A 24,502-nucleotide genomic window follows, 5' to 3' on the forward strand; every position below is an offset into this window, starting at 1 on the left:
AGGCCGCCGCCGGACGGCGGCCTGAGTAAGGGTCGTCAGGGCTTCCCGATCGACTCGATCACGGTGCTGATGCCCTCGTCGCCGCGCCCTTCTGCGTCGGCCCGGTCGAACAACGCGCGCACCGCCTTCGGCACCGTGGTCTCCACCCCGGCCTCCTCCAGCGTCTCCACGACGTGGCCCATGCCGACGGCCTGCATGTGCAGGGAGTTGTCCGCACCCGGATAGACCCCGGCCGCGACCTCGTCTGCGATGATCTTGGCGTAACCCATCGGGCCGTCGCCGCCCAGCTGCTGGAACGTCTCCCGCGCGAACGGCAGGAACTCCTCCGGCGACACTCCCGCCGTGCGCATCAGCGCCAGGGCGTGCATGAAGCTGGTCAGGCTGGACCAGAACATCAGCAGCTGGGCCTGGTAGTACACCATCGCCAGGCCCCGGTCGGCCCCCACGTAGGTGACCTCGCTCAGCGCCGCCAGCGTGGCCGCGTGCCGGTCGAGGACCTCCTTGGGGCCGCTGTAGAACGTGTACGCCCCCGGCTGCCCGATCCCGGGCGGCGGCACCATGATGCCCGCCGTGACCAGGGTGCCGCCGCGCCCCTCCACCCAGCGGGCCGCCGCGCGCAGCTCCTCGGGGGTGCCCGAGCTGAGGTTGACCACCACCTTGCCGTCCAGCCGGGCGTCGCCGAGGCTGTCGTACATCGCCTGGTAGTGAATCTGGCTGACCACCAGCAACTCGCCGTCGGCCGCCGTCGCCGCCCGCCTGGCGCCCTTCGCGACCAGCGGTTCGGCCCTGCTCGCCGTACGGTTCCACACCGCCACCCGGTGGCCCGCGGCCAGGAACGTCTCCGCCATCTTCGAGCCCATCGGGCCCAGTCCCACCACTGTCACATCACTCATGCCCGCCACCCTGCGGCACGGCGCTTCGGAATTCCTTCGGGCGCACTACGGGTTGCTGTTGACGTGGTGCGTTTCGCGGTGCTCGGCCCTCTGGAGGTCCGGGCGGAGGACGGGTCGCCCGTGCGGGTGGCCGAGTTCAAGGTGCGCGCGCTCCTCGCCGACCTGCTCGCCCACGGCGGCGGGCCGCTCACGCCCGACCGCCTCATCGACGACCTCTGGGGTGCGCGGCCCACCCGCAACCCGGCGGGCACCCTGCAGGCCCGCGTCTCCCAGCTGCGCCGCTCCCTCGGCGACCCCTCCCTGATCACGCTCGGGCCCGGCGGTTACGCGCTGGCCGCCCACGACTGCGACGCCGCCCGGTTCCGTGCCCTCCTTGCCCGCCGCTCCACCTGCCCGCGCACGCGGGCGGCGGAGCTGGAGGAGGCGCTGGCGTTGTGGCGCGGGCCCGCGTACGCCGAGTTCGCCGACGCGGGTTTCGCCAGGGCCGAGGCGGCGAGCCTGGAGGAGGCGCGGCTGGCGGCGCTCGAAGAGCAGGCGGAGCTGCACCTCGTTCTGGGCCTGCCCGCGGACCTCGCCGCCCTGGTGACCCGCCACCCGCTCCGGGAGCGGCTGGTCGCCGCGCACATGAAGGCCCTCTACCGGGGCGGGCGGCAGGGCGAGGCGCTGGCCGCGTACGACGCGCTGCGTGAGCGGCTGGCGGACGAGCTCGGCCTGGACCCGTCGCCTGACGTCGCCGCGCTGCACCAGGCGATCCTGCGCCACGACCCCGACCTGGCCGCCCCGGCCGCTGCTCACCAGGGCCCTGCCCCGACGTCTCGCAGGCGCCCTCATCCGGCCTCTCACCCGGCTCCGGACCCGGGCCGTCCTCCGGCCTCTCGTCCGCCTTCCGGCGCGGCTGCGCCGTTCGTGGGGCTGCCGGCGCCGCTCACGGACCTGGTCGGGCGGGACAGGGAGCTGGCGGAGGTGCGCCGGCTGCTGGCCGCCCACCGGCTGGTGACGCTCACGGGGACGGGAGGCGTCGGCAAGACGAGGCTCGCCCTGTCCGCCGCCGGCACCGCCACCGCCGGATCTCCTGACGGCGTGTGGTGGGGCGAGTTGGCGGGGGCGGCGGACGTCGCCGAGGCGGTGGGCGCCGTGCTCGGCCTCCGCGACGACGACGCCGTGCCGCTGGCTTCCCGGCTGGCCGGCGCGCTGGCGGGCAAACGTGCGCTGCTGGTGCTCGACAACTGCGAGCACCTGGTGGAGCAGGCGGCCGAGCTGGCGTCGGCCCTGCTGGTGTCCGCCCCCGGCCTGCGCGTGCTGGCCACCGGGCAGGAACCGCTGGGCGTGACGGGCGAACGCGTCCACGTGGTGCCGCCGCTGCCCCTCGCCGAGGCGGCACGGCTGTTCACCGTGCGGGCGGGCGTCGGGCCTGGCGAGGCCGTCGACACCGTCTGCCGGCGGCTCGACGGCATCCCGCTGGCCCTGGAACTGGCCGCCACCCGCGTACGCGCCTTCGGGGTGCAGGAGCTCGCGAACCGCCTGGACGACCGGTTCCGGCTGCTGAACGTCGGCCTGAGGGGCGCGCCCGCCCGGCAGCGCACGCTCAGGGCGATGATCGACTGGAGCTGGGAGCTGCTGACCGGCCAGGAGCGGGTGGTGCTGCGCCGGCTCGCCGTGCACGCCGACGGGTGCACGCTGGAAGCCGCCGAGGAGGTGTGCGCCGAGTCCGGGGTCGACGTGCTCGACACGCTGGCCAGGCTGGTCGACCGGTCGCTGGTGGTGCGCGCGCCGGGGCCTCGCTACCGGCTGCTCGAATCCGTGGCGGCGTACTGCGTGGAGCGGCTGCGGGAGGTGGGCGAGCACGAGCTGATCAGGGAGCGCCACGCCCGCCACTACACCGCCATGGCCGAGCGCGCCGACCTCGGAGGCTCCGGTCAGCGGGAGTGGCTGGCCAGGCTCGACGCCGACCACGCGAACCTGCGGCTGGCGACCGAAGGGCCGTACGCGCTGCGCCTGGTCAGCGCCCTGGCCTGGTACTGGGTCCTGCGCGGCCGCCTGCGCGAGGCCCGCCGCTCCCTGGCCGCCGCGATCGCGGGCGGGGGAGCGGCCACGGAGGTGGCGCGGGCGTCGGTCTGGCTGGCGGGGATCGAACGGCTGATCGGGAAACCTGCCTCGCCCGTACGGTACGCCGAGCTCGACCGGCCGGGCACGGCGCTGGCCGACTGGTTCCTCAGCCACGTCCACTGGGCCTACGGCGACCAGGGGGCGCACGAGGAGGCGGCGGACCGGGCGCTGGCGGCGTACGAGGAGCTGGGTGATCGGTGGGGTGTGGCGGCGGCGCTGTGCCTGCGCGCCAAGCTCGCCGTCGGCCGTGGCGACCTGGCGGCGATGGAGCGCGACGCGGAGCGAGGGCTGGCGCTGTTCGAGGAGTTGGGCGACGCGTGGGGGCAGATGGAGGCCATGGACGCGCTCGACCGGGCGGCCGAGATCCGCGGCGACTACGCCAGGGCCGCCGGCCTGCGGGAACAGGCGCTGCGGCTGGCGGAGGAGCTGGGGTTCGAGGTGTCGTTCAAGCTGGCGGGGCTCGGGCGGATCGCGCTGCTCGCGGGCGACTACGAGCGGGCCGACGACTACCACGAGCGCGCCAGGCGGCTCGCGGTCGAGCAGTCGTACAAGCCCGCCGAGGAGAACGCCGTGCTCGGCCTGGCCATGAGCGCCAGGCGGCGGGGCCGCTACGAGCAGGCGGAGTCCTACCTCAAGCCCGTGCTCGGCTGGCTCCGACAGGTGCGGGGGACACCCGGCGTCGCGTTCATCATGGCCGAACTGGGGTTCGCCGCGGAGCAGCGCGGCGACGCGGAGCCGGCGCTGGCCAGGCAGCGCGAAGGGTACGAAGCCGCGCGGGCGACGGGTGACCCCCGCGCGATCGCCCTGTCCCTCGAAGGGCTGGCCGGTGCCCTGTCCATCCAGCCGGGCGGGCACGGCCACGAGGCCGCCGGGCTGCTCGGGGCGGCGACCGCGATCAGGCAGGCCGTCGGCACGCCGCTGCCTTCCGGTGAGCGGTGGGACGTCGACAGGATCACCCGGCGCCTGCGGGCCGCCCTGGGCGACGAGGCGTTCGAGCAGTCCTTCGGCTCAGGGCAGCGCGAACTCGGCGATCACTTCCCAGGCCCCCTCGGGGGACGGGCCCGCGTAGAGCCTGCCGCCCAGGGCCTCGACCCGCTCGGCCATCCCGACCAGCCCGAACCCGCCGCCGAGGCGGGCGACCCGGGGATCCGAGGCCGCCCCGAAGTTGCGCACCCGCAACGTCACCACCTTCGCGTGCCGCCGTAAGTCGGCCTCCACCCAGGCGGCGCGGGATGCGTGCTTGCGCACGTTCGTGAGCGCCTCCTGCAGCACCCGGTGCAGGGTGGTCATCACCTCGGGAGGCAGCGTACGATCGTCGATCCCCTGGCCGATCTCGAACGCCACCTTCGGCCCGTCGGAGGAGAACTTCTCCGTCAGCATTCGCAGGTCGGCCAGCGTGACGCCGGGCTTGCGGGACGGGTCGTCCTCCGCGCGCAACACCGTCACCATGCGCCGCATCGAGGTCAGCGCCTCCGAACCGGCCGTGGCGATCGCGTCCAGCGCGGGCGTCACCGCCTCGGGGCTGGTCTGGGCGACCGTCCTTGCGGCCTGGGCCTGGACGACGATGCCCGTGATGTAGTGGGCGACCAGGTCGTGCAGCTCCCTGGCCAGCTCCAGGCGTTCGGCCCTGCGTACCGAATGGACCGCCTCCACGCGGCGCTCCTGCTGGAAACGGAGGTAGCCACCGACGCCGGCGGCCGTCGACCAGGCCGCGAACAGCAGGAACGAGAACACCAGCCCCGAGCTGTTGTAGTCGCGCCCGATGGACTCCGACATCAGGACGACCAGCCCCGCGCACGCCAGGGCCGCGGCCCGCCGCACCGGCTCCACGTGCCGCAGCGCGCCGATGAGCAGGATGAGCAGCGACCCGGTCTCCGCCATGCCGGGCACGCCCGCGAGCCCGGTGCCGCCGATCGTCAGCGAGGCGCAGAACGACGTGGCCAGCGTGACGCAGAAGCCGCGCAGGCGGTGGCGGCGCCGCAGCACCACGGCCGCCGTGCCCACCGCGCCACAGACGGGGACCAGCCACTGGAACCCTCCGATGGAATGGGCGAGCACCAGGTCGATCAGCAACATCATGCCGAGCCAGCCGAGCATCGCCAGCTCACTCAGCCGGCGGACCCAGTACACGATGCGCTTGGAATCCCCCACGCCCCGAGCCTAAGCCGCAAGTCGGACAGGTCGTATCAGCCGTTCGGCCGAGGGGCCGCGTACGAGACCAGCCCTAGAGCCGAGGCGCGAGCCGGGGCCTGTCGCCGATGCTGGAGAGGTCGGAAGGGGACAGGAAATGGTGGCCATCGGGTTCGCACTGCTGGGTATCGGGCTGGTCGTCGGGGTGCTGCTCGCCCTGGCCGACCCCGTGCTGCTCTCCCGCATCAACGGGGAGCACGCGGAGGGCGGCAGCGGCCGGTTCATCAAGGCGGACGTCGTACGGCTCCCGCCCCGGTCAGGCGGGGACCGTCAGGAGCCCAGGGCCGCCTGACCATCCGTGGCTCGCGCGGGCATGGTGCGCGAGCCACGACGGGAGCCCCCTGGGGGCGGCGTCCCGTCGGCGGCCCGCGATCCGGAGGGGAACGGATCGCGGGCCGACTTCCGTTAACGTGGCCTGTATGAGCAACGGTTTTGAAACCCTGGCCATCCACGCAGGTCAGGAGCCCGACCCGCTGACCGGCGCGGTCGTGCCGCCGATCTACGCCACGTCCACCTACAAGCAGGACGGCGTGGGCGGCCTGCGTTCTGGATATGAGTACAGCCGCTCCGCCAACCCCACGAGGACCGCGCTCGAAGAGGCGCTGGCGGCGGTGGAAGGCGGGGCGCGCGGGCTCGCGTTCGCCTCGGGTCTGGCCGCCGAGGACACCCTGCTGCGCGCGGTCTGCAAGCCGCAGGACCATGTGATCATTCCCAACGACGCCTACGGCGGCACCTACCGGCTGTTCGCCAAGGTCAACGAGCGCTGGGACCTCCACTACGACCCGGTCCCGCTGCACGACCTCGACGCCGTGGCCGCCGCCATGACACAGAAGACGAAGATCGTCTGGGTCGAGACGCCCACCAACCCGCTGCTCGGCATCGCCGACATCGCCGCGCTGGCGCAGCTGGCCCATGACAACGGCTCGCTGCTGGTGGTCGACAACACGTTCGCCTCGCCCTACCTGCAGCAGCCTCTGTCGCTCGGCGCCGATGTCGTCGTGCACTCGACCACGAAATACGTCGGCGGCCACTCCGACGTGGTCGGCGGCGCCCTGATCGCGGCCGACAGGGGGCTCGGCGAGGAGCTCGCCTACCACCAGAACGCGATCGGCGCCGTGGCCGGGCCGTTCGACGCCTGGCTGACGCTGCGCGGGCTCAAGACCCTAGGCGTGCGCATGGACCGCCACTGCGACAACGCCGAACGCGTCGTCCACCTGCTGCTCGCCCACCCGCGCGTCACCCACGTCCTCTACCCGGGCCTGGCCGAGCACGCCGGGCACGAGGTCGCGGTCAAGCAGATGAAGAGGTTCGGGGGCATGGTGTCGTTCCGCGTCGCCGGAGGCGAGGCGGAGGCCGTGGCGGTGTGCGACAGGGCCAGGCTGTTCACGCTGGGAGAGTCACTCGGCGGCGTCGAGTCGCTCATCGAGCACCCCGGCCGGATGACCCACGCCTCGGCGGCCGGGTCGCCCCTCGAGGTGCCCGCCGACCTCGTGCGGCTCTCGGTCGGCATCGAGACCGTCGACGACCTGCTGGCCGACCTCACCCAGGCGCTCGGCTGACCCGGGGCGCCCGGCCAGCCCCGGCGCTCGGCTAGCCGGGCACCACCATCAGGAAGAGGATGACCAGCCAGATCACCGACAGCAACCCGCTGATCGCGGCGATCCGGCCGTTCTGCACCTGCGCGTCGTCGCCCGTGCCCTCGCTGGAGAGCACGCGGACGGCGGTGCGCAGGTCGCGGTCGATGATGACGAGCAGCACGGCGCCCACGATGAACAACGTCATCGATGCCGTCATATACCACCGGCCGAGCACCCCGCCACCGAGAACGATGCCGAGGATCAGGCCGAACACGAAGACGCCCAGGCTGCCGAGGCTGTAAACCCTCGTCATGCGCTGGATGTTCTGCAGCACGGGCACGTTCTTGTTGCGGATGACGCGCGGAGCGGCCATCGTCGCGGCGGTGACCGGGCCGATCGTGAAGATTGCGAACCCGACGTGCAGCCAGAGAAACAGGGACGACATGGGGGAGAGACTAGTCGCCGGCGATCTCGGCCGGGGACTCGACACTCTCTTTGCCGTCTTCCGCGCAGCGCATGATCAACTCGGTCATCACGATCGCGACGACCATGAGCACGATGAGGAGAACCGCCACCATGGGACCTCCTCCTTCCCCGTCTGGACCGTAAATATCGTCCGTAATGACTAGACGAGCCTGCAACGGAATAAGTTCGGCGCGGGTATGGTTGGTCACCGTTCGGTTTTTCTTACCGTAAGGGCACAAGGGGGTGCCGTCCGTGGCCATCAGGCATGTCGAGCCGTATAGCGACGAGTGGCTGCAGCAGCCGATCAGCTACGTGCAGCGGGTCATCGACGTGCTGGGATCAGAGGTGGCCGGCTGGTGGGAGGGCCCGTGCGACCCGCGCGACGTCACGCTGAAGCTGGCCGACGGGAGCGCGCTGGTCTGGGACGAAGAGAGCGGCTGGCGCCTCGGCACCTTCGTCTCCGGCGGGCCGGGTCTGCGCAGTGAGCTGGCCCGGGTGCGCTATCTGGGGCACGGGCTGCTGCCCAGGCCTGAGCGGGTGCCGTCGGCGCTCAGCGACGCCAGAGCAGGCGTGGGGGCCAGCTCGGCCTGGCGACCGTGCTACCGCTCGCACCGCAACTGCCGCGACGGGTTCGACGTCGCCCTCGACTTCTACTGCCGCCTCGTCGACGCCTGACCTCGTCGGCCACCGTTCGCCCTGGACGAAGTGGCGACCTCATCGGCGCGCCGGCGGGCTGTGCAGGACGAGCAGGATGTGCTCGTCGTCACCGTGCCTGACCGTGCCCGCACGCTGGAAACCGTGTCTCTCCAGCAGCCGGACCGAACCCGTGTTGGCGTGGAAGGGGTCGGCGTGGAGCGGGCGGATGCGCTCCTGGCGCAGGAAGAGCTCCATGGCCCGGCTGCCGATGCCCCGGCCCCAGAACTCCCGGCCGAACCAGTAGCCGATGAAGCGCCTGTCATCCTCCCACCAGGCCACGAGATTGCCCGCCAGGTCGCCGTCGACGGTGACCGCCTGGACGTGGACGGCCGGGTCGCCGAGGATGCGCGTGGTCCAGTGGCGCATGAACGCCTCCCGCTCCCTGGGCGCGAACCTGGACCGCCGCGCGGCCTCAGGATCGTGCTCGTGGGCCAGGAACACCTCGAGGTCGGCCGTCTCCACGTCGCGCAGGCGTACGTCTTCGCTCATGGCGTGCGAGTGTGGCACACAGCGCCGACAGTTCAGCGGGCCCGGCGCAGCCGGAGGAAGTCGCTGACCACGTATTCGCCCAGCCGCTCGGCGCTGGGGGAGAAGACGCGGCCGCCATTCCTGCGGGCCACCTCGTCCACGAACTCCTTCAGCCGGTCGTCGGCCGCCAGCATGAAGACGTTGAGGGTGGCCCGCCGCCGGGTCATCTTGTCGACCTCGGACAGCGTGAGCTCCAAGGTCTCGCTCGACGGCGGCCACTCGAACGCCGACCTGCCGTTGCGCATCAGGTGCGCGGTGGGCTCGCCGTCGGTGACCACCAGCACCACGGGCTCGAAGTCGGGGTGACGGTCGAGGTGACGGCCGGCGATCAGGAGCGCGTGGTGCAGGTTGGTGCCCTGGACCATGTCCCAGTCGAGGCCCGCCAGCTCGTCGGGCTGCAGCACCCTGGCGTAGTTGGAGAAGCCGATGATCTGTACGGCGTCCTGCGGGAACTTGGAGGCCACCAGCGCCTGGAGGGCCAGCGCCGTCTGCTTGGCGGCGGCCCAGGTGCCGCGCAGGGCCATCGAGTAGGACAGGTCGACGAGCAGGCACACGGCCGCCGCGCTGCGCCGCTCGGTCTCGGCAATCTCGAAGTCGTCCACCGACAACCGCACGGCCGCCCGACCACCGGCCCGCACGGCGTCCCGTCCGGTTCGGGAGGTCTCCCGTCCGGCCCGCGTGGTCTCCTGGCCGGTACGGATCGCCAGGCCGCCGCTGCGGACGCCGTTGACCAGGGTGCGGACCACGTCGATGGGCTGCTCGTCGCCGAAACGCCACGGCCGCGACGAGCCGGTGAGCTCGCCGGCCGAGCCCGCGTCGTGCTGGTCGTGGTCGCCGCGACGGCCCGCGTCGAGTGAGGAGAAGACGCGGCGCAGGGCAGTCTCGCCGAGCCGCCGCACCGCCTTCGGGGTGAGCTCCAGCTTGCCGCGCCGGCGCAGGAGGTAGCCCTGCTCCTCCAGCTCGCGTTCGATGCGTTTGAGCGCCTCCAGGTCGTCGACCGCGGAGCGGCCCAGCGCACGGCGTACGGCGGCCTCGTCGATGTCGTCGAGCCGCGCGCCCGGGTAGTCCTGGCGCAGGGCGGTTTCCAGCTGGGTGAGGTCGGCCAGCTCCTCCAGGGCGGTGACGGCGTCGCCCATGCCCAGGGGTTCCTCGCCGGTGAGGCGTTCAGGGGCGTTCCAGGCGAGGTCGGGGCGGCGCGCGTGGAGGGCTTCGCCGAGGCGGCGCATCTGCTCGGAGAGCCCGGCCTGGTCGAGGGTCTGGTTGATGAGGCCGGCGAGCTCTTCGCGCTGGCGGGGCGTCATCGAGGCCAGCATGCGCTGCGTGGCGGCGGCGCGGCGGGCCAGGATGTCGACGAGCTCCTCCAGGTCGCGCGGCTTCTCGGGGAACAGGTCACCGTGTTTGGCCATGAAGGCGTCGAAGTCGGCCTGGGTGTGCTCGCCGCGGGCGTCCTTGTCCAGCATGTCGTTCAGGTCCGACATCATCTGGCGGACGCGTTCCATCGCCTCGGGGTCCGGGTTCGTGAGCGCGTCGCGCAGGCCCCTGAACTGGCTGTCGAGAACCTCCCGCCGCAGCAGGTCACGCAGCTCCTCGAACGTCCGGCGCGCGGCGGCCGAACGCCACTCGTACGTGCTCAGCTCCTGGATGGCGGCGGCGGTGTCCTCGGGCAGGGCGTCGAGCCCAGCCTCCCGCAGCCGCGCCTCGTCGGAGGGGTCGGGGAACAGCTCGGCCCGCTCCTGCCCGATGGCCTTGTCCAGCAGCGCCCGTGCCTTCTCCAGCGTGCCGTCGAGCCGCCCCCGCTCGCGCAGGTCACGGCGGCGCCTGCGGACTTGCTTGAGCATGTCGTCGAGGCCCCCGCGGTCCTGCGTGCCGGGCAGACCGCGCTTGAGCAGGTCGCGCAGCGCGTGGACGGGCGTCGAGCCCGACAGGATCGCATCGCCCATCTCGTCGAGCGCCGCCCGCACGTCGTAGGGCGGGGCCAGGGGATCGGGGCCATCGTGGTACTCGCCATAGCGAAAGGCCATCACAGGACCACGCTAACCCCACAAGCGCGGTCACGCGTCCCCGAAAACCTCCCATACCTGGTCGAGGGAGTCGGCTCCGGGGGTGTACTCGATCTTCACCAGCACGGGGTGGCGGAGCGACCTGAGCGCCTTCGTCAGGTCGGCCGGGGTGCACGGCTTCCTGCCCAGGCCGTTCGCGTCCGCGTTGACCGGCCGGCCCGCGAGCCAGCCGCTCCCGCACTGGGCGGTGGTGCGGTAGAAGCTCGTGGCGTACGTGTAGCCCAGCTTGATCTTCTTCCCGCCGGACGCGAACACGACGGTGGTGTCGTCGATCCGCCTGATCGTGCCGCGCGCGGAGCGCTGGTCTGGCCGGTCGGCGACCACGAACTCGTTGACCCTGGTGGCCTTGCCCCCACGGTGCTCGACGCGCACGGGCACGGGGCCGCGGCCGAGGCCGGCGGACAGGTCGCGGGGCGAGCACCTGGTGCGCCCGAGCCCCTTGCGGTCGACGGCCACCCGGCCCTCGGTCTCCTTCAGGTCGCAGGCGACCGTGATGCGCCCGTAGGCGGCCCTGGAGTAGTCGAGCCTGAGCTCCCTGGTGCCCGGGGTCGCCTTGAGGCGGTAGCCCAGGAAACCCTTCTGCTTCACGAACGAAGCGGTTTGGGGCGCGATGCGCAGGCGGCCCTGGCCGTCGGGCCAGGCGTACCCGTAAACGGTCTTGGTGGTGGCGGCCTCGGCGGGCGCGGCGATGCCGCACAGAACGAGAGCGGCTGCGGTGGCACAGGCAAGCGGGCGCATGGACGGTCTCCCCCGACGTCGTGGGCTGCTATCACGTAAGACGCGGGAGACCGTCCAGATGTTCACGTCCGGTAGACGGTCACTCCGTCAAGGTCTTCCTTGGACAGGCGGCGCATGAGATAGAGACCTTCGAGCGCGAACTCCAGGGCCGCCGCCGCATGACCCGGCGACTCCTCGCCCGCGCCCATGCCCAGCCTCGACATGACCTTCGCCAGCCCGGTGACCGGCCCGATCCGGTGCAGCAACTCCCCGGCGGGGACGAGCTCGCCCGACTCGACCTGGTTGCCCTCGGCGAACTTGTCGGTCACCGGAGACAGGTCCATGCCGCCCAGCCGGCTCCTGAACGTCTCCGCCGTCGCCCTGCGCAGCAGGTGGGCCAGGATCTCGGTCTCCCGGCCCTCCTCGCTGACCTCGAACTCCACCTTGCCCCGCAGGCTGTGCACCACGCAGGCCAGGTCGACCACGCGCGCGACGGCCTGCTCCTCGCCCGCGAGGGCCGCCCTGCGCACCGCAGAGGCCGCCGCGGTCTCGGCGGCCGCGATCGAGAAGCGCGCGGACACGCCGGATCGGGCGTCGACCGCGGTCGACTCGCGGACCAGCCGGGTGAACCTGGCGATCACCTCGACGAGGTGCTCGGGGATGTCGGCCCCGATGTCGGGCATGGACTCCTGGCGGATCAGCGTCAGCTCGTCCTCGACCGTCAGCGGGTAGTGGGTGCGGATCTCGGCGCCGAACCGGTCTTTCAGCGGCGTGATGATCCGGCCCCTGTTGGTGTAGTCCTCGGGGTTGGCGCTGGCGATGAGCAGGATGTCGAGCGGCAGCCGCAGGTTGTAGCCGCGCACCTGGATGTCGCGCTCCTCCAGCACGTTGAGCAGCGACACCTGGATGCGCTCGGCCAGGTCGGGCAGCTCGTTGACGGAGAACACGCCGCGGTTGGTGCGCGGGACCAGGCCGTAGTGGACCGTCTCTGGATCGCCGAGCGTGCGCCCCTCGGCGATCTTGATCGGGTCGACGTCGCCGATCAGGTCGCCGACGGAGGTGTCGGGTGTGGCGAGCTTCTCGCCGTAGCGCTCGTCCCGGTGTTTCCACGCGACCGGCAGCTCGTCGCCCAGCTCGCGCGCCAGCGCCTGGCAGCGCGTGCAGGCCGGTGCGTACGGGTGGTCGTTGATCTCGCAGCCCTCCACGACCGGCGTCCACTCGTCGAGCAGCCCGGTGACGGTGCGGATGAGCCGGGTCTTTCCCTGGCCGCGCTCGCCCAGCAGGACCAGGTCGTGGCCGGCCAGCAGGGCCCGTTCGAGGTGGGGGAGCACGGAGTCGTCGAAGCCCACGATGCCAGGGAAGCGGGGCTCACCCGCCCGCAGCTTGGCCAGCAGGTTTTCCCGGACCTCGGCTTTGACGGTGCGATGAACGTGGCCGCTCTCTCGCAACGTGCGGAGATTACGTGGCTGATGCACGGGATCGAGACTACGTCCCCCGCGCGGAATGCGGCAGAGTCTTTCGCATCTGGCGGAGATTTCGGATCTTGACTATTGCGTGACGGTTCGTGCGCGTGCTTGTCCCTTTAGTGGGGAGAATCGGGCCTAGGGACTTGGACATGTCGAGGGGAGGCGAGACGCGTGGCCTTGATGACAAGCCGCTTCGCCGACGGTCTCGCCGTGGGTTCCGACCTGGTGGAGGCCGCGGAGAGTGCCGTCGGCCGGGCACTGTCGAGGCTCAGCGGCCAAGCCGACCTGGTCTGCTTCTTCATCTGCGGCGACGATCCTGACGACGTCGCACGCGCCGGCGAGGCCGCGATGAAGCTCGCGCCCGAAGCACATGTGATCGGATGCAGCGCCACGGGAGTGATCGGCGACGGGCAGGGAGTTGAGCTGACGCCCTCCGTGAGCGCCTGGGCCGCGACCCTGGACGGGGCGAGACTGACCACGTTCGCGTTGGAGACGCTGGCCGCCGAGGACAGGTTCGTGGTGGTCGGGCTGCCGGAGCGCAACGGGGACGACCATGTGGCGATCTTGCTGGCCGATCCGTACACGTTCCCGACCGACGCCTTCGTCGAGCGCTCGGCCGACGTGCTGGGGGACCTGCCCCTGATCGGCGGGCTCGCCAACGGGCTGCAGGGCCGGGGCTCCGTACGGTTGTTCGCCGACGGAGAGATCTACTCCGAGGGCGCGATCGGCGTGCTGATCAGCGGGCAGGTGAAGATCAGCACCGTGGTGAGCCAGGGTTGCCGCCCGATCGGCCCCAGCATGGTGGTCACGGCGGCGGAAGAGAACCTGCTGCTCGAACTGGCCGGGCAGCCCGCGCTGGCCCGGCTCGAGGACATCGTCAGCGAGCTGGACGAGGACGACCGCGAACTGGTCGCCTCCGGGTTGCAGATCGGCGTGGCGATGGACGAATACGCCGAACGCCACGAACGCGGAGACTTCCTCATCAGAGGGGTCATCGGCATCGATCCAGAACGCGAGGCCGTGGCCATCGGCGACATCGTGGAGATCGGCAGGACCGTGCGCTTCCAGGTGCGCGACGCGGCCACCGCCGACGAGGACCTCTATGACCTGCTCGACGCCCACCGCGAGGAGATCGGCAAGGTGGACGGGGCGCTGCTGTTCTCCTGCAACGGCCGGGGCTCGGCCATGTTCGGCACCGCCGACCACGACCCGGTCGCCCTGCGCGACACGCTGGGACCCATCGGCGTGGCGGGCTTCTTCGCCGCCGGCGAGGTCGGCCCCGTCGCGGGCCACAACCACGTGCACGGCTTCACCGCCTCCGTCCTGGTGTTCTCCAACACGGCGGGCGGGCCATGAGCCGTACGGCGGGCCGTCCGTGATCCTCGCGATCGACGTGGGCGGCACCAAGATGGCCGCGGGCCTGGTCGCCCACGACGGCACGGTGGTCGAGGCCCGGCGCGCCGCCACCCCGCAGGACACGGACGCCGGCACCCTGTGGAAGACCCTCGTGGACCTCATCGAGCCGCTGTCGCGGCGGGTCGAAGGAGTGGGGGTGGGGTGTGGCGGGCCGATGCGCTGGCCCGAGGGCGAGGTCTCGCCGCTGAACATCCCCGCCTGGCGCGGCTTCCCCCTGCGCGCCCGGCTGGCCGCGCGTTTCCCCGACTTACCGGTACGCCTCCACAACGACGCGATCTGCCTGGCCGTGGCGGAACACTGGAAAGGGGCCGGGCGGGGCGTCGCCGACATGCTGGGCATGGTCGTCTCGACCGGGGTGGGGGGCGGGCTCATCCTGAACGGCAGGCTGGTGAACGGCAGGACGGGCAACGCCGGGCACATCGGGCACGTGGTGGTCGAGCCGGTGGGCGGGCCGCGCTGCGGTTGCGGCGGCCACGGTTGCCTGGAGGCCGTCGCCCGCGGCCCCGCCCTCACCGACTGGGCCCTGGCCCAGGGCTGGACCCCCGGAGCCGCCCCGGCGGACGACGTGCCGCGCCCGGGTGGGGACGCGCCCAGGCGCGGTGGCGGGGTGGTGTGGGACGCCGGGGCGGCTTATCGGGAGGATCGGGCCGTTACCGGGAGGGCGCTGGCGGCCGACGCGCTGGCCGGGGACCCGGTAGCGCTGCGGGCCATGAGCCGGGCCGGGCGCGCGATCGGCCTCGCCATCGCCTCCGCGACCCACCTGTGCGACCTGGACCTCGTCACCATCGGCGGCGGGTTGTCCCAGGCCGGCGAGCCGCTGTTCGGCCCCTTGGAGGAGGCGCTGCGCGAGCACGCCAGGGTGGAGTTCGCCCGCCGGGTCAAGGTCGTGCCCGCCGCTCTCGGCCAGGAGGCCGGGCTGGTGGGAGCCGCCGCGTTGATCCTCGCGACGGACAACTACTGGAGCACGTGAAAGGCCCGGCGACCCTCCTGCTCGGGAGGACCGCCGGGCCGGGGAACGGGCCGGCGAACAGGTTCAGCGTGCGGGATCGCCAGCCGCGTGAGGTGCGTTACCTGGCCTGGGGTCGAGGTCGGGCCCCGCGTGCCGGCCCTCCGTCCTGGTCGAGAGGCTCGGCCCGTCGTCCTCGTTCGTGCCCCGCTCACTCGTACCGTCCGCGCCGGGGGACGGGATGGACATCGAGGTCGCCTGGCAGGGGGCGACGGAGCCCCTGACCACCTGCAGATGGGTCGCGACCGGCGGCTTGTCGTCGCCCTCCCTGGCCCTGGTGACGGCCAGGACGAGTGTCTCGCCCGCGGGCACCTGCCCCTTCTCTATCGTGAACGCGATGCCGTCGCCCGCCTTGCCGATGCTCACCGCGAGCTGCCCCTTCACGGATCCCGTCTGGCCACGGGACCCCTCGCAGGTCTGCCCGAACGGCAGGTAGTCGACCACGGCCTTCACTCCGGCGCCGGCCAGCTCGGACTGCAGCCCCTCCGGATCGGTCAGCTCGTTGATCTGCACCCGCACTCCGCCGTCGGCGGCCCTGGTCACCGCGTAGGCCGGGCTGCCGGTCATCCCGGTCAGCATCACGACAGCCGTGGTGGCCGCCGCGGCCCCCGCCACCGCGGCGGACAGCCCGAAGAAGCGCCGCCGGGAGCTGCGCCGAACCGGTGTCACAGTCGTCATCTCGTCCTCCGCCGTCCTTGTCGTGATCTCTTCCTTGAGTGCACTGAGAAGGCGCTCTTCGAAGGTGCTCATGCGTGTCCTTCCAGGTACACGGTCGATGGCGAAGCGACGTTTTCCAGGGCACGTCTGGCCCGATGCAGTCTGACTCGTGCGGTCACCTGCTTGATGCCCAGTGCCTTCGCGGCCTCGGTGACGGTGAGCTGATCGATCACGACGAGCTCCAGCACCGCGCGTTCGCCCTCCGGCAGACCCCGCATGGCCTCCAGAGCGCTGCGCATCCGGCGCTCGGCGTCGATCCGCTCCTCCATCCGAACGAGATCGTCGTCGTCCATCAGCCGGCGGCCCGCGACACGGCCGGCCGCCCGAGCCTCTCTGGCCGCCTGGCGATGTCGTGCCGACACGACGTTGCGCGCGACGCCGTACAGCCATGCGATCTCGCTGCCCCTGCCGGGCACGTAAGCGTGCGCCGAGTCGAGGGCCGCCAGGAAGATGTCCGCCGTCAGGTCGGCGGCGAGATGAGGATCGCTCACCCGCCGGACCACGAACTTCATGACGGCATCGACGTGGCGGCGATAGAAGGCCTCAAAGGCCGCAGGGTCTTCGTTGAGGCGCACTGGCCTCGCTCCCTTCGTCGTTCGCCCTTACATCCGTACTTGGACGGAGCGACGAGAAGCGTTTCCCCGCGGCCCGGGGTCAGGCGGGGCGGCGGGGTTGGTAGAGCCAGGCGGCGAAGAGGGGCTTGAGGTCCTTGCCCGACATCCGCTCGGCCAGCTCGATGAACTTCTCCGTGGTGACGTGACCGTAGCGGTTGTCGGCCGCCCACGCCTTGAGCAGCTTGAAGAACGTGTCGTCGCCGACGGCCCGGCGCAGGGCGTGCAGCGTCATTCCGCCGCGGGTGTAGACGGACTGGTTGAACAGGTCGTCGGGCTTGGCCCGCCCCGGCGGGTATTTCCACATCGGGTCGCCGGCGGGGCGGCTGTGATGGTCATCGAAGATCTCGTCGGCGGTCTTCTTGCCCTTGTGCTCGGACCACAGCCACTCGGCGTAGGTGGCGAACCCCTCGTTGAGCCAGAGGTCCTTCCAGCGGCGGATGGTCAGGCTGTTGCCGAACCACTGGTGCGCCAGCTCGTGGGCGATGATGCCCTCTTCGGGGTCGAAGCCGCCGTAGAGCGGCTTGGTCTGGTTCTCCAGCGCGTAGCCGGCGGCGTAGTCGTCGACCACGCCGCCGGTCGAGGCGAACGGGTAGGGGCCGAAGACCGTGGACCAGTAGTCGGTGATCTCGCCGGAGGCCTTGTAGAGCTTGTCGAGCGAGGAGGCGAACCGGGGGTCGGCGGCGGCGAGGTTGGGCACGCCCGCGGGCGTGCTGCCCTTGCGCAGCTTGAACTTGCCCATCGTGGCCGTCGCCAGGTAGGTCGCCATCGGATGGCGCTCGCTCCACCGGAAGGTGGTCCTGCCGCCGGACGTCGCGGGCTCGCCGGTCAGCTCGCCGTTGGCCAGCGCGGTGACCCCGGCGGGCACGGTGATCGTGAACGCGAACGTGGCCTTGTCGGAGGGGTGGTCGTTGCTGGGGAACCACGTCTTGGAGCCGTTGGGCTCGGAGGCCACGAACGCGCCGTCGGCGGTCGGGATGAACCCGAACGTGCCGAGGTTGGTGGTGCTCGTGGCCGGCTGGGGCCGGCCGGAGTAGCGGACCCTCACGGTGAACGCGGCGCGGTCGTCGATCGGCTTGCCCGGCCGCACGGTCAGCTCGCCGCCCTGGTGGGTGAACGTGGCGGGGGAGCCGTTGACCGTGACCTGGCGCACGTCGAGCCCGAGCAGGTCGAGGTTGAAGCTCGACAGGCCCTGGGTGGCGCCGGCCTTGATGGTCGCCACGCCGTCCAGCCGCCTGGTCGCGGGGGTGTAGTCGATGGCGAGGTCGTAGTGGCTGACGTCGTAGCCGCCGTTGCCGTCGTCGGGGAAGTCGGTGTCGCCGATGCCGGACGCGCCCGGCCGGTGCCCGGCCGCCGCCGGCGCGTCCGCGGGCGAGCAGGCCAGGAGGCTGGCGAACGTCGCCAGCAGCGCGATCGCGCGCCTGTGTTGTCGCATGGGCGAACGAGCCCCCTTCGCATCGTGACGAGAATCCTACGGTGAGTCAGGCGAGGACGACGACCGTCCTCGCGACCTTGTCGTGGATGGCCTGCTTCCGGGGGTCGAAGAGGATCCAGGCAAGGTCGAGGAGGAGGCCGACACAGCAGGTCCAGGCGAGTGCGCTCATCACGGCCTGCCTGATCGCGGCCTGTCCCACGCCTATCTTGGCCCCGTTCTCCTGCACGACGCGGATTCCGAAGACCTTCTTGCCCAGCGTCTGACCATTCCAGAAGGCATGCAGGAGCCAGAAGTAGAGGAAAGCCACGAGTCCGGCCGCGAAGGTGTGCTCCACCGGATAACGCTCCCAGCCACCCCTGGCGCCGTCCCAGGCGTATTCCCAGCTCGTCCAGGTGAAGGGGGCGGTGGCGACGTTGACGATGAGCCAGTCGAGAAGGCCGGCGAACAGCCGCCGCCACCGTCCCGCCAGCCCCGGTGGTGGCGATCCCATGAAGTCCTGATGGCCACCACCGGGTCGGGACAAACTAAAGGTTGCCCCTGCGTTCCTGTTCGCGCTCGATGGCCTCGAAGAGCGCCTTGAAGTTGCCCTTGCCGAATCCGAGCGAGCCGTGCCGCTCGATGAGCTCGAAGAAGACCGTGGGCCGGTCCTGCACGGGCTTGGTGAAGATCTGCAGCAGATAGCCGTCCTCGTCGCGGTCCACGAGGATCCCGCGCTTCTTCAGCTCCTCGATCGGCGCCCGCACCTCGCCGATGCGCGCCCGCAGCTCGGGGTCGTCGTAGTAGGAGGCGGGCGTGTCGAGGAACTGCACGCCGCCGGCCCGCATGTGGTCGACCGTCGTGAGGATGTCGTTGGTGGCCAGCGCGATGTGCTGCACGCCCGGGCCGCGGTAGAACTCCAGATATTCATCGATCTGCGACTTCTTGCGGCTGACGGCCGGCTCGTTCAGCGGGAACTTGACCTTCCGCGTGCCGTCGGCCACGACCTTGGACATGAGCGCCGAGTATTCGGTGGCGATGTCATCGCCGATGAACTCCGCCATGTTCGTGAAGCCCATGACCTTGCGGTAGAACTCCACCCACTCGTCCATCTTGCCCAGCTCGACATTGCCGACGCAGTGGTCCACGGCCTGGAACAGCCGCCCGCCCTTGGTCGCGGGCGGCGCGACCAGAGGCTCGGCAGGGGCGTAGCCGGGCAGGTAGGGGCCGCCGTAGTTGGACCTGTCGACCAGCGTGTGCCGCGTCTCGCCGTAGGTGGCGACGGCCGCGAGCAGCACCTTGCCGTGCTCGTCCTCCAACGTGTACGGCTCCGCCAGCCCTTTGGCCCCGTGGGCGACCGCGTGGGCGTAGGCCGCCTCCACGTCGGGCACCTGGATGGCCAGGTCGATCACCCCGTCGCCGTGCTCGGCGACGTGCCGCGCCATGTCGGTGCCCGGCCTGATCGAGGCCCGGAACTCGAACGTGGCGCTCCCCGAGGTCAGCACGTACGCGGCCACGTCGGGGCTGCCGTTCTCCGGCCCCCGGTAGGCCACCAGCTTCATGCCGAACGCGGTCGAGTAGTAGTGGGCCGCCTGCTTGGCGTTGCCGACGGCGAACACGACGGCGTCCATGCCGTTAACCGGAAAGACATCATTCATAGCTCCAACTCTCGATATTTCTAGACGAGTTGCGCAAGAGTTACCTCACACGGTGGACAATCTGCCTAGCATCCATGGGCGATGTCCGGTAAATCTGTACAGCATGACGATCGATGATCTGGATGCCCGACTGATCGCCCTCCTGACGGCCGAGCCCCGGCTGGGCGTGCTCGAATGTTCGCGACGGCTCGGCGTGGCGCGTGGCACGGTCCAGGCCCGGCTGGACCGGCTGGTCGCCCGGGGCGTGGTCACCGGGTTCGGACCCGACGTCTCTCCGGCGGCGCTCGGATATGACGTGACGGCGTTCGTCAGCATGGAGATCAGGCAGGTCGCGGGGCACGACCCCGTGGCCGACCGGCTCGCCCGCATCCCCGAAGTTCTGGAGGTGCACACGATCACCGGTGACAGCGACCTGCTCTGCCGCGTGGTGGCGCGGACCAACGCCGATCTGCAGCGCGTCATCGATCAGATCGTCGATGTCCACGGCGTGCTCAGGACTAATTCGATCATCGCCCTTGACACTCCGGTTCCCTACCGAGTGTTGCCATTGGTCGCCGATGTTCCGCGGCACGGGGCGCGCTAGCCGTACTATCGCTTGGGGACGAGGCACCGTCATCGACCGTTTAACCTTGGCATTCGCCCTGCGTGCAGGGGGTCGGGCGGCACGTGACTAAGGGGGTCGAGAGTGCGGAGCGGTGGTGGAAACAGGATGCGAAAACGGCGGATTCTCCGACTTCTGGCCATTTCTTTCGGTGCCGCAATCCTCGTACTTGCCGGACTTTTTGCCATCGCGTGGGCGATGACGCCAATTCCCGACAGCACCCAGAAACAGGCCACCGCACAGGGCTCAGTGATCTATTACCGCGACGGCAAGACCGTGCTCGCCCGGCAGGGCGTCGACCGCAAGAAGGTCGAGCTGGCCCAGGTGCCCCGGCACGTGCGCGCCGCGGTCATCGCCGCCGAGAACCGCTCGTTCTACGAAGACGCCGGCGTCTCGGTCAAGGGCACCGCCAGGGCCGTCTGGTCGACCATGACCGGGCAGCAGCTCCAGGGCGGCTCGACGATCACCCAGCAGCTCGTGCGCAACTATTACAGCGGGCTCAGCCAGGAACGTTCCGTCACCCGCAAGTTCAAAGAGATCCTCATCGCGATGAAGGTCGACCAGTCCAAGCCGAAGGACTGGGTGCTGGAGCAATATCTCAACACGATCTACTTCGGCCGGGGCGCGAACGGCGTCCAGTCGGCCGCCCAGGCCTACTTCGGCAAGGACGTCGGCGAGCTGAGCGTGGCCGAGGGCGCCTACCTCGCCTCCGTCATCCAGCAGCCCAGCCGCTTCGCCGCGCCCAAGGGCCCCGACCTCGCCGCCGCCAGGGCCCGCTGGAAGTCGGTGATCGACGCGATGGGGCAGACCGGCGCGCTCACACCCCAGCAGGTCGCCGCCCAGCGCTTCCCCGACCTCACCGCGCCGAAGAAGCCGTTCGAGCTCAAGGGCCAGGCCCAGTACATGCTGGAGCAGGTCACCGCCGAGCTCAACCGGCGCGGCTACAGCGACGAGGACATCAACTCCGGCGGGCTCAAGATCGTCAGCACGTTCGACAAGAAGCTCATGCAGGCGGCCAAGCGGGCGGTCACGAACGCGCTGCCCGACGCCACGCCGGAGAAGGTGCGCACCGGGCTGGCGGCCGTCGACCCCGCGACGGGCGAGGTCGTCGCCTTCTACGGCGGCCGGCCCGCCCAGTCGGCCTACTACGACAGCGCGTTCTCGGCCAAGGTCATGGCCGGCTCGACGTTCAAGCCGTACACCCTGGCGGCCGCCCTGGACAACGGGTTCGACCTGTCCACCCGGGTCGACGGCAACTCGCCGCTGCAGGTCGCCTCGGCGTCCAAACCGATCCCCAACGACAGCGGGCGCTCGTACGGCCAGATCAACCTGATCAGCGCCACCCAGAACTCCGTCAACACCGCGTTCGTCGACCTCGGTCAGAAGGTGGGCCTGGACAAGGTCGCCGAGGTCGCCGAGGCGGCCGGCATCCCCGCCTCCCAGCTCGACCGGCACAAGACCGCCGCGTCGTTCCCGCTCGGCGTGGCCTCGGTCAGCGCCGTCCAGAACGCCTCCGGGTTCTCCACGTTCGCCAACGAGGGCGTGCACATGGAGGCCCACGTGGTCAGGTCCGTCACCGACGCCGAGAGCCGCGAGGAGGTCGTCAAGCCGGCCTCGACCCGGGTGGTCGGCGAGCAGGCCGCCGCCGACACCACGTACGCGATGCAGCAGGTCGTGAAGTACGGCACCGGCGCCGCGGCCAGGCTCTACGACCGTCCGGTGGCCGGCAAGACGGGCACCACGGACAAGTCGAAGTCGGTCTGGTTCAACGGCTTCACCCCGCAGCTCGCGGTGGCGGTCACCATGTTCCGCGACGACAACGCCACCGTCACCATCCCCGGCTACGGCACGCAGTTCGGCGGCCAGTTGCCGGCGCAGATCTGGCGGGCGTTCATGACCGAGGCGATGGAGGGCAAGCCGGTCGAGGAGTTCCCCGAGCCGTCCGACCTCGGCTACGGCTACTCCGCGCCCACCGACGACGGTGACGTGCCCGAGCAGGAGGACACGCCTCCCGTGAGCCCCGACGACGGGGACACGTCCGAGCCGGAGATCACCGCGCCGCCGCTCACCGACGACCCGTCGGCCACGGAGGAGCCCGACGCCGACCGGCAGGAGAGCCGGCCGGACGAGCCGTCCGACGACCCGCCCGCGCTGCTGCCCGAGCAGCCGCTGGGACGGCAGGACGACGCCCCCGCCGACGCGCCCGCCAACAGGGGCGCCCGCTCCGACGACCGCGCCGGCCGCTCACCCGCCAACTAGCCGTCCAGCCGGCCAGCCAGTGTCCGGCCGGTGCGACGGGGTCAGCCGGCGAGCTGGGCCCGGAGGTCCTCGACCGTGGTGACGGGCATCCGGCAGGTGAAGCCCCGGCACACGTAGGCCGCGGGTGCCTCGCCGACCGGCTGCCGTCCCTCCAGCAGCGCGGGGTACGCCTGCCGGGGCACGAGCGGATCGCCGGAGCCGCGGTCGCCGTCGCCGTCGCCGAGCGCGACCACCACGCCCGGCACGTCGGCGAGCAGCGCCGCGCGGTGCAGCGCGGCCGTGCGCGGGTCGTCGGGCGGCCCGACGACGGCCACCTCGACGGGCCCGTCGAGCGCCGCGCGCGCCACCGCGAGCCCCCAGCCGGCGAACCGGGCGTGCTGGTCCGCCAGCACGGACACGGTGCCCAGCGCGGCGTGGGCGGCCTCCCGGTGCCTGGTGGAGCCGGTCAGCGCCCCGTAGGAGAGCAGCGCGCCCGCGGCGGCGTACTGGCCTGAGGGGGTGGCGTTGTCGGTCGGGTCCTGGGGGCGCTGGAACAGCCGCTCCGCGTCGTCGGCCGTGTCGTAGAAGCCTCCCGCGCCGTCGGCGAAGCCGTCGAGCACGGTGTCGAGCAGCGTGCCGGCCAGCCGGAGCCACCTCGCCTCGCCAGTGACGCCGTACAACGTGATCAGCCCTTCCGCCAGGTTGGCGTAGTCGTCGAGCACCCCGTCGTTCGTGCCGGCGCGGCCGTCGCGCGAGGTGCGCAGCAGCCTGCCGTCCACCACGTGGGTGCCGGCGAGCAGACCGGCCGCATCGGTGGCGGCGGCGACGAGCTCGGGCCGCTCGAACACCAGGCCGGTCTCCGCCAGCGCGGCGATGGCCAGGCCGTTCCAGGAGGCCACGACCTTGTCGTCGCGCCCCGGGCGCCCGCGCCGCTCCCTGGCGGCCAGCAGCCGCTCGCGGACGCTCGCGTAGCGGGCGCGGTCGCCGGGGTCGTCCGGCAGCTGCAGCACGGACGTGCCGTGCTCGAACGTGCCGGTCACGTCGAACAGCCCGGCGGCCCACCCGCCGTCGTCGTCGCCGAGCACGGCGCGCAACTCCTCGGGCGTCCAGACGTAGAACCTGCCCTCCACGCCCTCGCTGTCGGCGTCGAGCGCCGAGGCGAAACCGCCCTCGGGCGTGCGCATCTCGCGCAGCAGCCAGCCGGCCGTCTCCAGCGCGACCCGCCTGGCCGGCTCGCCGCCGCCCGCCTTCCACCAGTGGGTGTAGACGCGCAGGAGCAGGGCGTTGTCGTAGAGCATCTTCTCGAAGTGCGGCACGACCCACTCCGCGTCCACGCTGTAGCGGGCGAACCCGCCGCCGAGCTGGTCGTACATGCCGCCGCGGGCCATGGCCTCCAGGGTCTGCCCGCTCATCTCGCGCTCCCCGGAGCGCAGCAGGAACTCCAGCACCATGGACGGCGGGAACTTGGGCGCCCCGCCGAACCCGCCGTTCACGGCGTCGAAGGTCTCGCGCAGGTTGGCGATCGCGCGGTCGAGCGTGTCGGCGTCCGGCAGGGGGCCGCTGGGCAGCGTGGTGTGCGTGTTGAGCGCCTCCACCACCTTCGCGCCCTGCCGCAGCAGGCTCTCCTTGTCGCCCGTCCACACGCGGTGCACCTCGGTGAGCAGGCGCTGGAAGTGCGGCCGCGGGAAATAGGTGCCGCAGTAGAACGGGTGCCCGTCCGGCGTCGCGAACACCGTCATCGGCCAGCCGCCCTGGTGCGTCATGGCCTGCGTGGCGCCCATGTAGACGGCGTCGACGTCGGGCCGCTCCTCGCGGTCGACCTTGATGTTGACGAAGTGCTCGTTCATGAGCCGTGCGGTCTCGGCGTCCTCGAAGCTCTCGTGGGCCATGACGTGACACCAGTGGCACGCCGAATAGCCCACACTGATGAGCAGCGGCACGTCGCGGCGCCTGGCCTCCGCGAACGCCTCCTCGCCCCACGGATGCCAGTCGACGGGGTTGTCCGCGTGCTGGAGCAGATAGGGGCTCGTCGCGTCTTTCAAGCGGTTCATCACGACCTCCAACTCTCCACCCTAGACGCCGTCATGAACGAAGATCGTGACCAGGTCCCTCGGCCGTCCGGGCTGACTGGCGCGGTGATGACGGC

At 71.4% G+C, this 24,502-nt stretch carries 21 protein-coding genes and 1 pseudogene; 8 read left to right on the plus strand and 14 right to left on the minus strand.

Annotated features, from left to right (window positions below; genetic code table 11):
* Positions 1-35: 35 nt before the first annotated feature.
* Positions 36-893 carry an NAD(P)-binding domain-containing protein gene (locus tag ABGB01_RS21665; protein WP_347775360.1) on the minus strand — a complete coding sequence of 286 codons (858 nt, stop codon included), beginning with the start codon at positions 891-893 and terminating at the stop codon, positions 36-38.
* Between the two features lie 141 nt (positions 894-1,034).
* Between ABGB01_RS21665 and ABGB01_RS21670 the strand changes: the two are divergent.
* Positions 1,035-3,767, plus strand: a pseudogene (locus ABGB01_RS21670) (BTAD domain-containing putative transcriptional regulator); the annotation flags it as partial.
* Positions 3,768-4,007: 240 nt separating this feature from the next.
* Here the strand turns inward: ABGB01_RS21670 and ABGB01_RS21675 are convergent.
* The gene (locus tag ABGB01_RS21675; RefSeq protein ID WP_347775361.1) at positions 4,008-5,150 is read right to left on the minus strand and encodes a histidine kinase; all 1,143 of its coding nucleotides are present in this window, start codon (positions 5,148-5,150) and stop codon (positions 4,008-4,010) included.
* 136 nt (positions 5,151-5,286) lie between these two features.
* Here ABGB01_RS21675 and ABGB01_RS21680 point away from each other — a divergent pair, with 136 nt between their 5' ends.
* Both ABGB01_RS21680 and ABGB01_RS21685 read left to right on the plus strand, forming a co-directional pair.
* Positions 5,287-5,481: a hypothetical protein gene (locus tag ABGB01_RS21680; RefSeq protein ID WP_347624100.1), complete on the plus strand. Its 195-nt coding sequence runs from the start codon at positions 5,287-5,289 to the stop codon at positions 5,479-5,481.
* Between the two features lie 127 nt (positions 5,482-5,608).
* Positions 5,609-6,748: a cystathionine gamma-synthase gene (locus ABGB01_RS21685; protein ID WP_347624099.1), complete on the plus strand. Its 1,140-nt coding sequence runs from the start codon at positions 5,609-5,611 to the stop codon at positions 6,746-6,748.
* A 31-nt stretch (positions 6,749-6,779) separates the two neighbouring features.
* Here ABGB01_RS21685 and ABGB01_RS21690 read toward each other — a convergent pair whose 3' ends face one another.
* Together ABGB01_RS21690 and ABGB01_RS21695 are read right to left on the minus strand one after the other, a co-directional pair.
* Positions 6,780-7,211, minus strand: coding sequence for a hypothetical protein (locus ABGB01_RS21690; protein WP_347624098.1), 432 nt, complete (start codon positions 7,209-7,211; stop codon positions 6,780-6,782).
* A gap of 10 nt (positions 7,212-7,221) precedes the next feature.
* The gene (locus tag ABGB01_RS21695) at positions 7,222-7,344 is read right to left on the minus strand and encodes a hypothetical protein (RefSeq protein ID WP_347775362.1); all 123 of its coding nucleotides are present in this window, start codon (positions 7,342-7,344) and stop codon (positions 7,222-7,224) included.
* 139 nt (positions 7,345-7,483) lie between these two features.
* Here ABGB01_RS21695 and ABGB01_RS21700 point away from each other — a divergent pair, with 139 nt between their 5' ends.
* Positions 7,484-7,906: a DUF6292 family protein gene (locus tag ABGB01_RS21700; protein ID WP_347775363.1), complete on the plus strand. Its 423-nt coding sequence runs from the start codon at positions 7,484-7,486 to the stop codon at positions 7,904-7,906.
* 39 nt (positions 7,907-7,945) lie between these two features.
* Here ABGB01_RS21700 and ABGB01_RS21705 read toward each other — a convergent pair whose 3' ends face one another.
* The 4 genes from ABGB01_RS21705 to ABGB01_RS21720 all read right to left on the minus strand — a co-directional run bounded on the left by ABGB01_RS21705 (position 7,946) and on the right by ABGB01_RS21720 (position 12,707).
* A complete protein-coding gene (locus ABGB01_RS21705) occupies positions 7,946-8,416 on the minus strand; it encodes a GNAT family protein (protein WP_347775364.1) in 471 nt (156 codons plus the stop codon).
* Positions 8,417-8,448: 32 nt separating this feature from the next.
* A complete protein-coding gene (locus tag ABGB01_RS21710; RefSeq protein ID WP_347775365.1) occupies positions 8,449-10,476 on the minus strand; it encodes a hypothetical protein in 2,028 nt (675 codons plus the stop codon).
* A gap of 30 nt (positions 10,477-10,506) precedes the next feature.
* Complete coding sequence (locus ABGB01_RS21715) at positions 10,507-11,253, minus strand: hypothetical protein (protein ID WP_347775366.1); 747 nt, start codon at positions 11,251-11,253, stop codon at positions 10,507-10,509.
* A gap of 62 nt (positions 11,254-11,315) precedes the next feature.
* On the minus strand, positions 11,316-12,707 hold the full coding sequence (locus ABGB01_RS21720; RefSeq protein ID WP_347775367.1) for a sigma 54-interacting transcriptional regulator: 1,392 nt from the start codon (positions 12,705-12,707) through the stop codon (positions 11,316-11,318).
* A 171-nt stretch (positions 12,708-12,878) separates the two neighbouring features.
* Here ABGB01_RS21720 and ABGB01_RS21725 point away from each other — a divergent pair, with 171 nt between their 5' ends.
* Positions 12,879-14,054 carry an FIST N-terminal domain-containing protein gene (locus tag ABGB01_RS21725; RefSeq protein ID WP_347624190.1) on the plus strand — a complete coding sequence of 392 codons (1,176 nt, stop codon included), beginning with the start codon at positions 12,879-12,881 and terminating at the stop codon, positions 14,052-14,054.
* Between the two features lie 19 nt (positions 14,055-14,073).
* Positions 14,074-15,084, plus strand: a complete 1,011-nt coding sequence (locus ABGB01_RS21730; RefSeq protein ID WP_347775368.1) for an ROK family protein — start codon at positions 14,074-14,076, stop codon at positions 15,082-15,084.
* A gap of 63 nt (positions 15,085-15,147) precedes the next feature.
* Here the strand turns inward: ABGB01_RS21730 and ABGB01_RS21735 are convergent, their stop codons facing one another.
* From ABGB01_RS21735 to hppD, 5 genes are all read right to left on the minus strand, one after another.
* Positions 15,148-15,870, minus strand: a complete 723-nt coding sequence (locus ABGB01_RS21735; protein WP_347775369.1) for a hypothetical protein — start codon at positions 15,868-15,870, stop codon at positions 15,148-15,150.
* Complete coding sequence (locus ABGB01_RS21740; protein ID WP_347646266.1) at positions 15,867-16,412, minus strand: sigma-70 family RNA polymerase sigma factor; 546 nt, start codon at positions 16,410-16,412, stop codon at positions 15,867-15,869. The genes ABGB01_RS21735 and ABGB01_RS21740 overlap by 4 nt, the downstream gene beginning before the upstream one ends.
* Before the next feature lie 79 nt (positions 16,413-16,491).
* Positions 16,492-17,883, minus strand: coding sequence for a M1 family metallopeptidase (locus ABGB01_RS21745; RefSeq protein ID WP_347775370.1), 1,392 nt, complete (start codon positions 17,881-17,883; stop codon positions 16,492-16,494).
* 46 nt (positions 17,884-17,929) lie between these two features.
* Entirely contained in the window at positions 17,930-18,373 is a 444-nt protein-coding gene (locus ABGB01_RS21750; RefSeq protein WP_347775371.1) for an RDD family protein, read from the minus strand.
* A 34-nt stretch (positions 18,374-18,407) separates the two neighbouring features.
* Complete coding sequence (gene hppD, locus ABGB01_RS21755; RefSeq protein WP_347775372.1) at positions 18,408-19,490, minus strand: 4-hydroxyphenylpyruvate dioxygenase; 1,083 nt, start codon at positions 19,488-19,490, stop codon at positions 18,408-18,410.
* Positions 19,491-19,620: 130 nt separating this feature from the next.
* Here hppD and ABGB01_RS21760 point away from each other — a divergent pair, with 130 nt between their 5' ends.
* Both ABGB01_RS21760 and ABGB01_RS21765 read left to right on the plus strand, forming a co-directional pair.
* Positions 19,621-20,100, plus strand: a complete 480-nt coding sequence (locus tag ABGB01_RS21760) for an Lrp/AsnC family transcriptional regulator (protein ID WP_347624086.1) — start codon at positions 19,621-19,623, stop codon at positions 20,098-20,100.
* Positions 20,101-20,316: 216 nt separating this feature from the next.
* Positions 20,317-22,377, plus strand: a complete 2,061-nt coding sequence (locus ABGB01_RS21765) for a transglycosylase domain-containing protein (protein WP_347775373.1) — start codon at positions 20,317-20,319, stop codon at positions 22,375-22,377.
* A 41-nt stretch (positions 22,378-22,418) separates the two neighbouring features.
* On the opposite strand, the gene ABGB01_RS21770 is transcribed toward ABGB01_RS21765, so the two are convergent.
* Complete coding sequence (locus ABGB01_RS21770) at positions 22,419-24,407, minus strand: thioredoxin domain-containing protein (RefSeq protein ID WP_347775374.1); 1,989 nt, start codon at positions 24,405-24,407, stop codon at positions 22,419-22,421.
* Positions 24,408-24,502: the final 95 nt, after the last annotated feature.

This window comes from Nonomuraea sp. B5E05 (assembly GCF_039880665.1).
In the GTDB taxonomy this organism is placed as follows: domain Bacteria; phylum Actinomycetota; class Actinomycetes; order Streptosporangiales; family Streptosporangiaceae; genus Nonomuraea.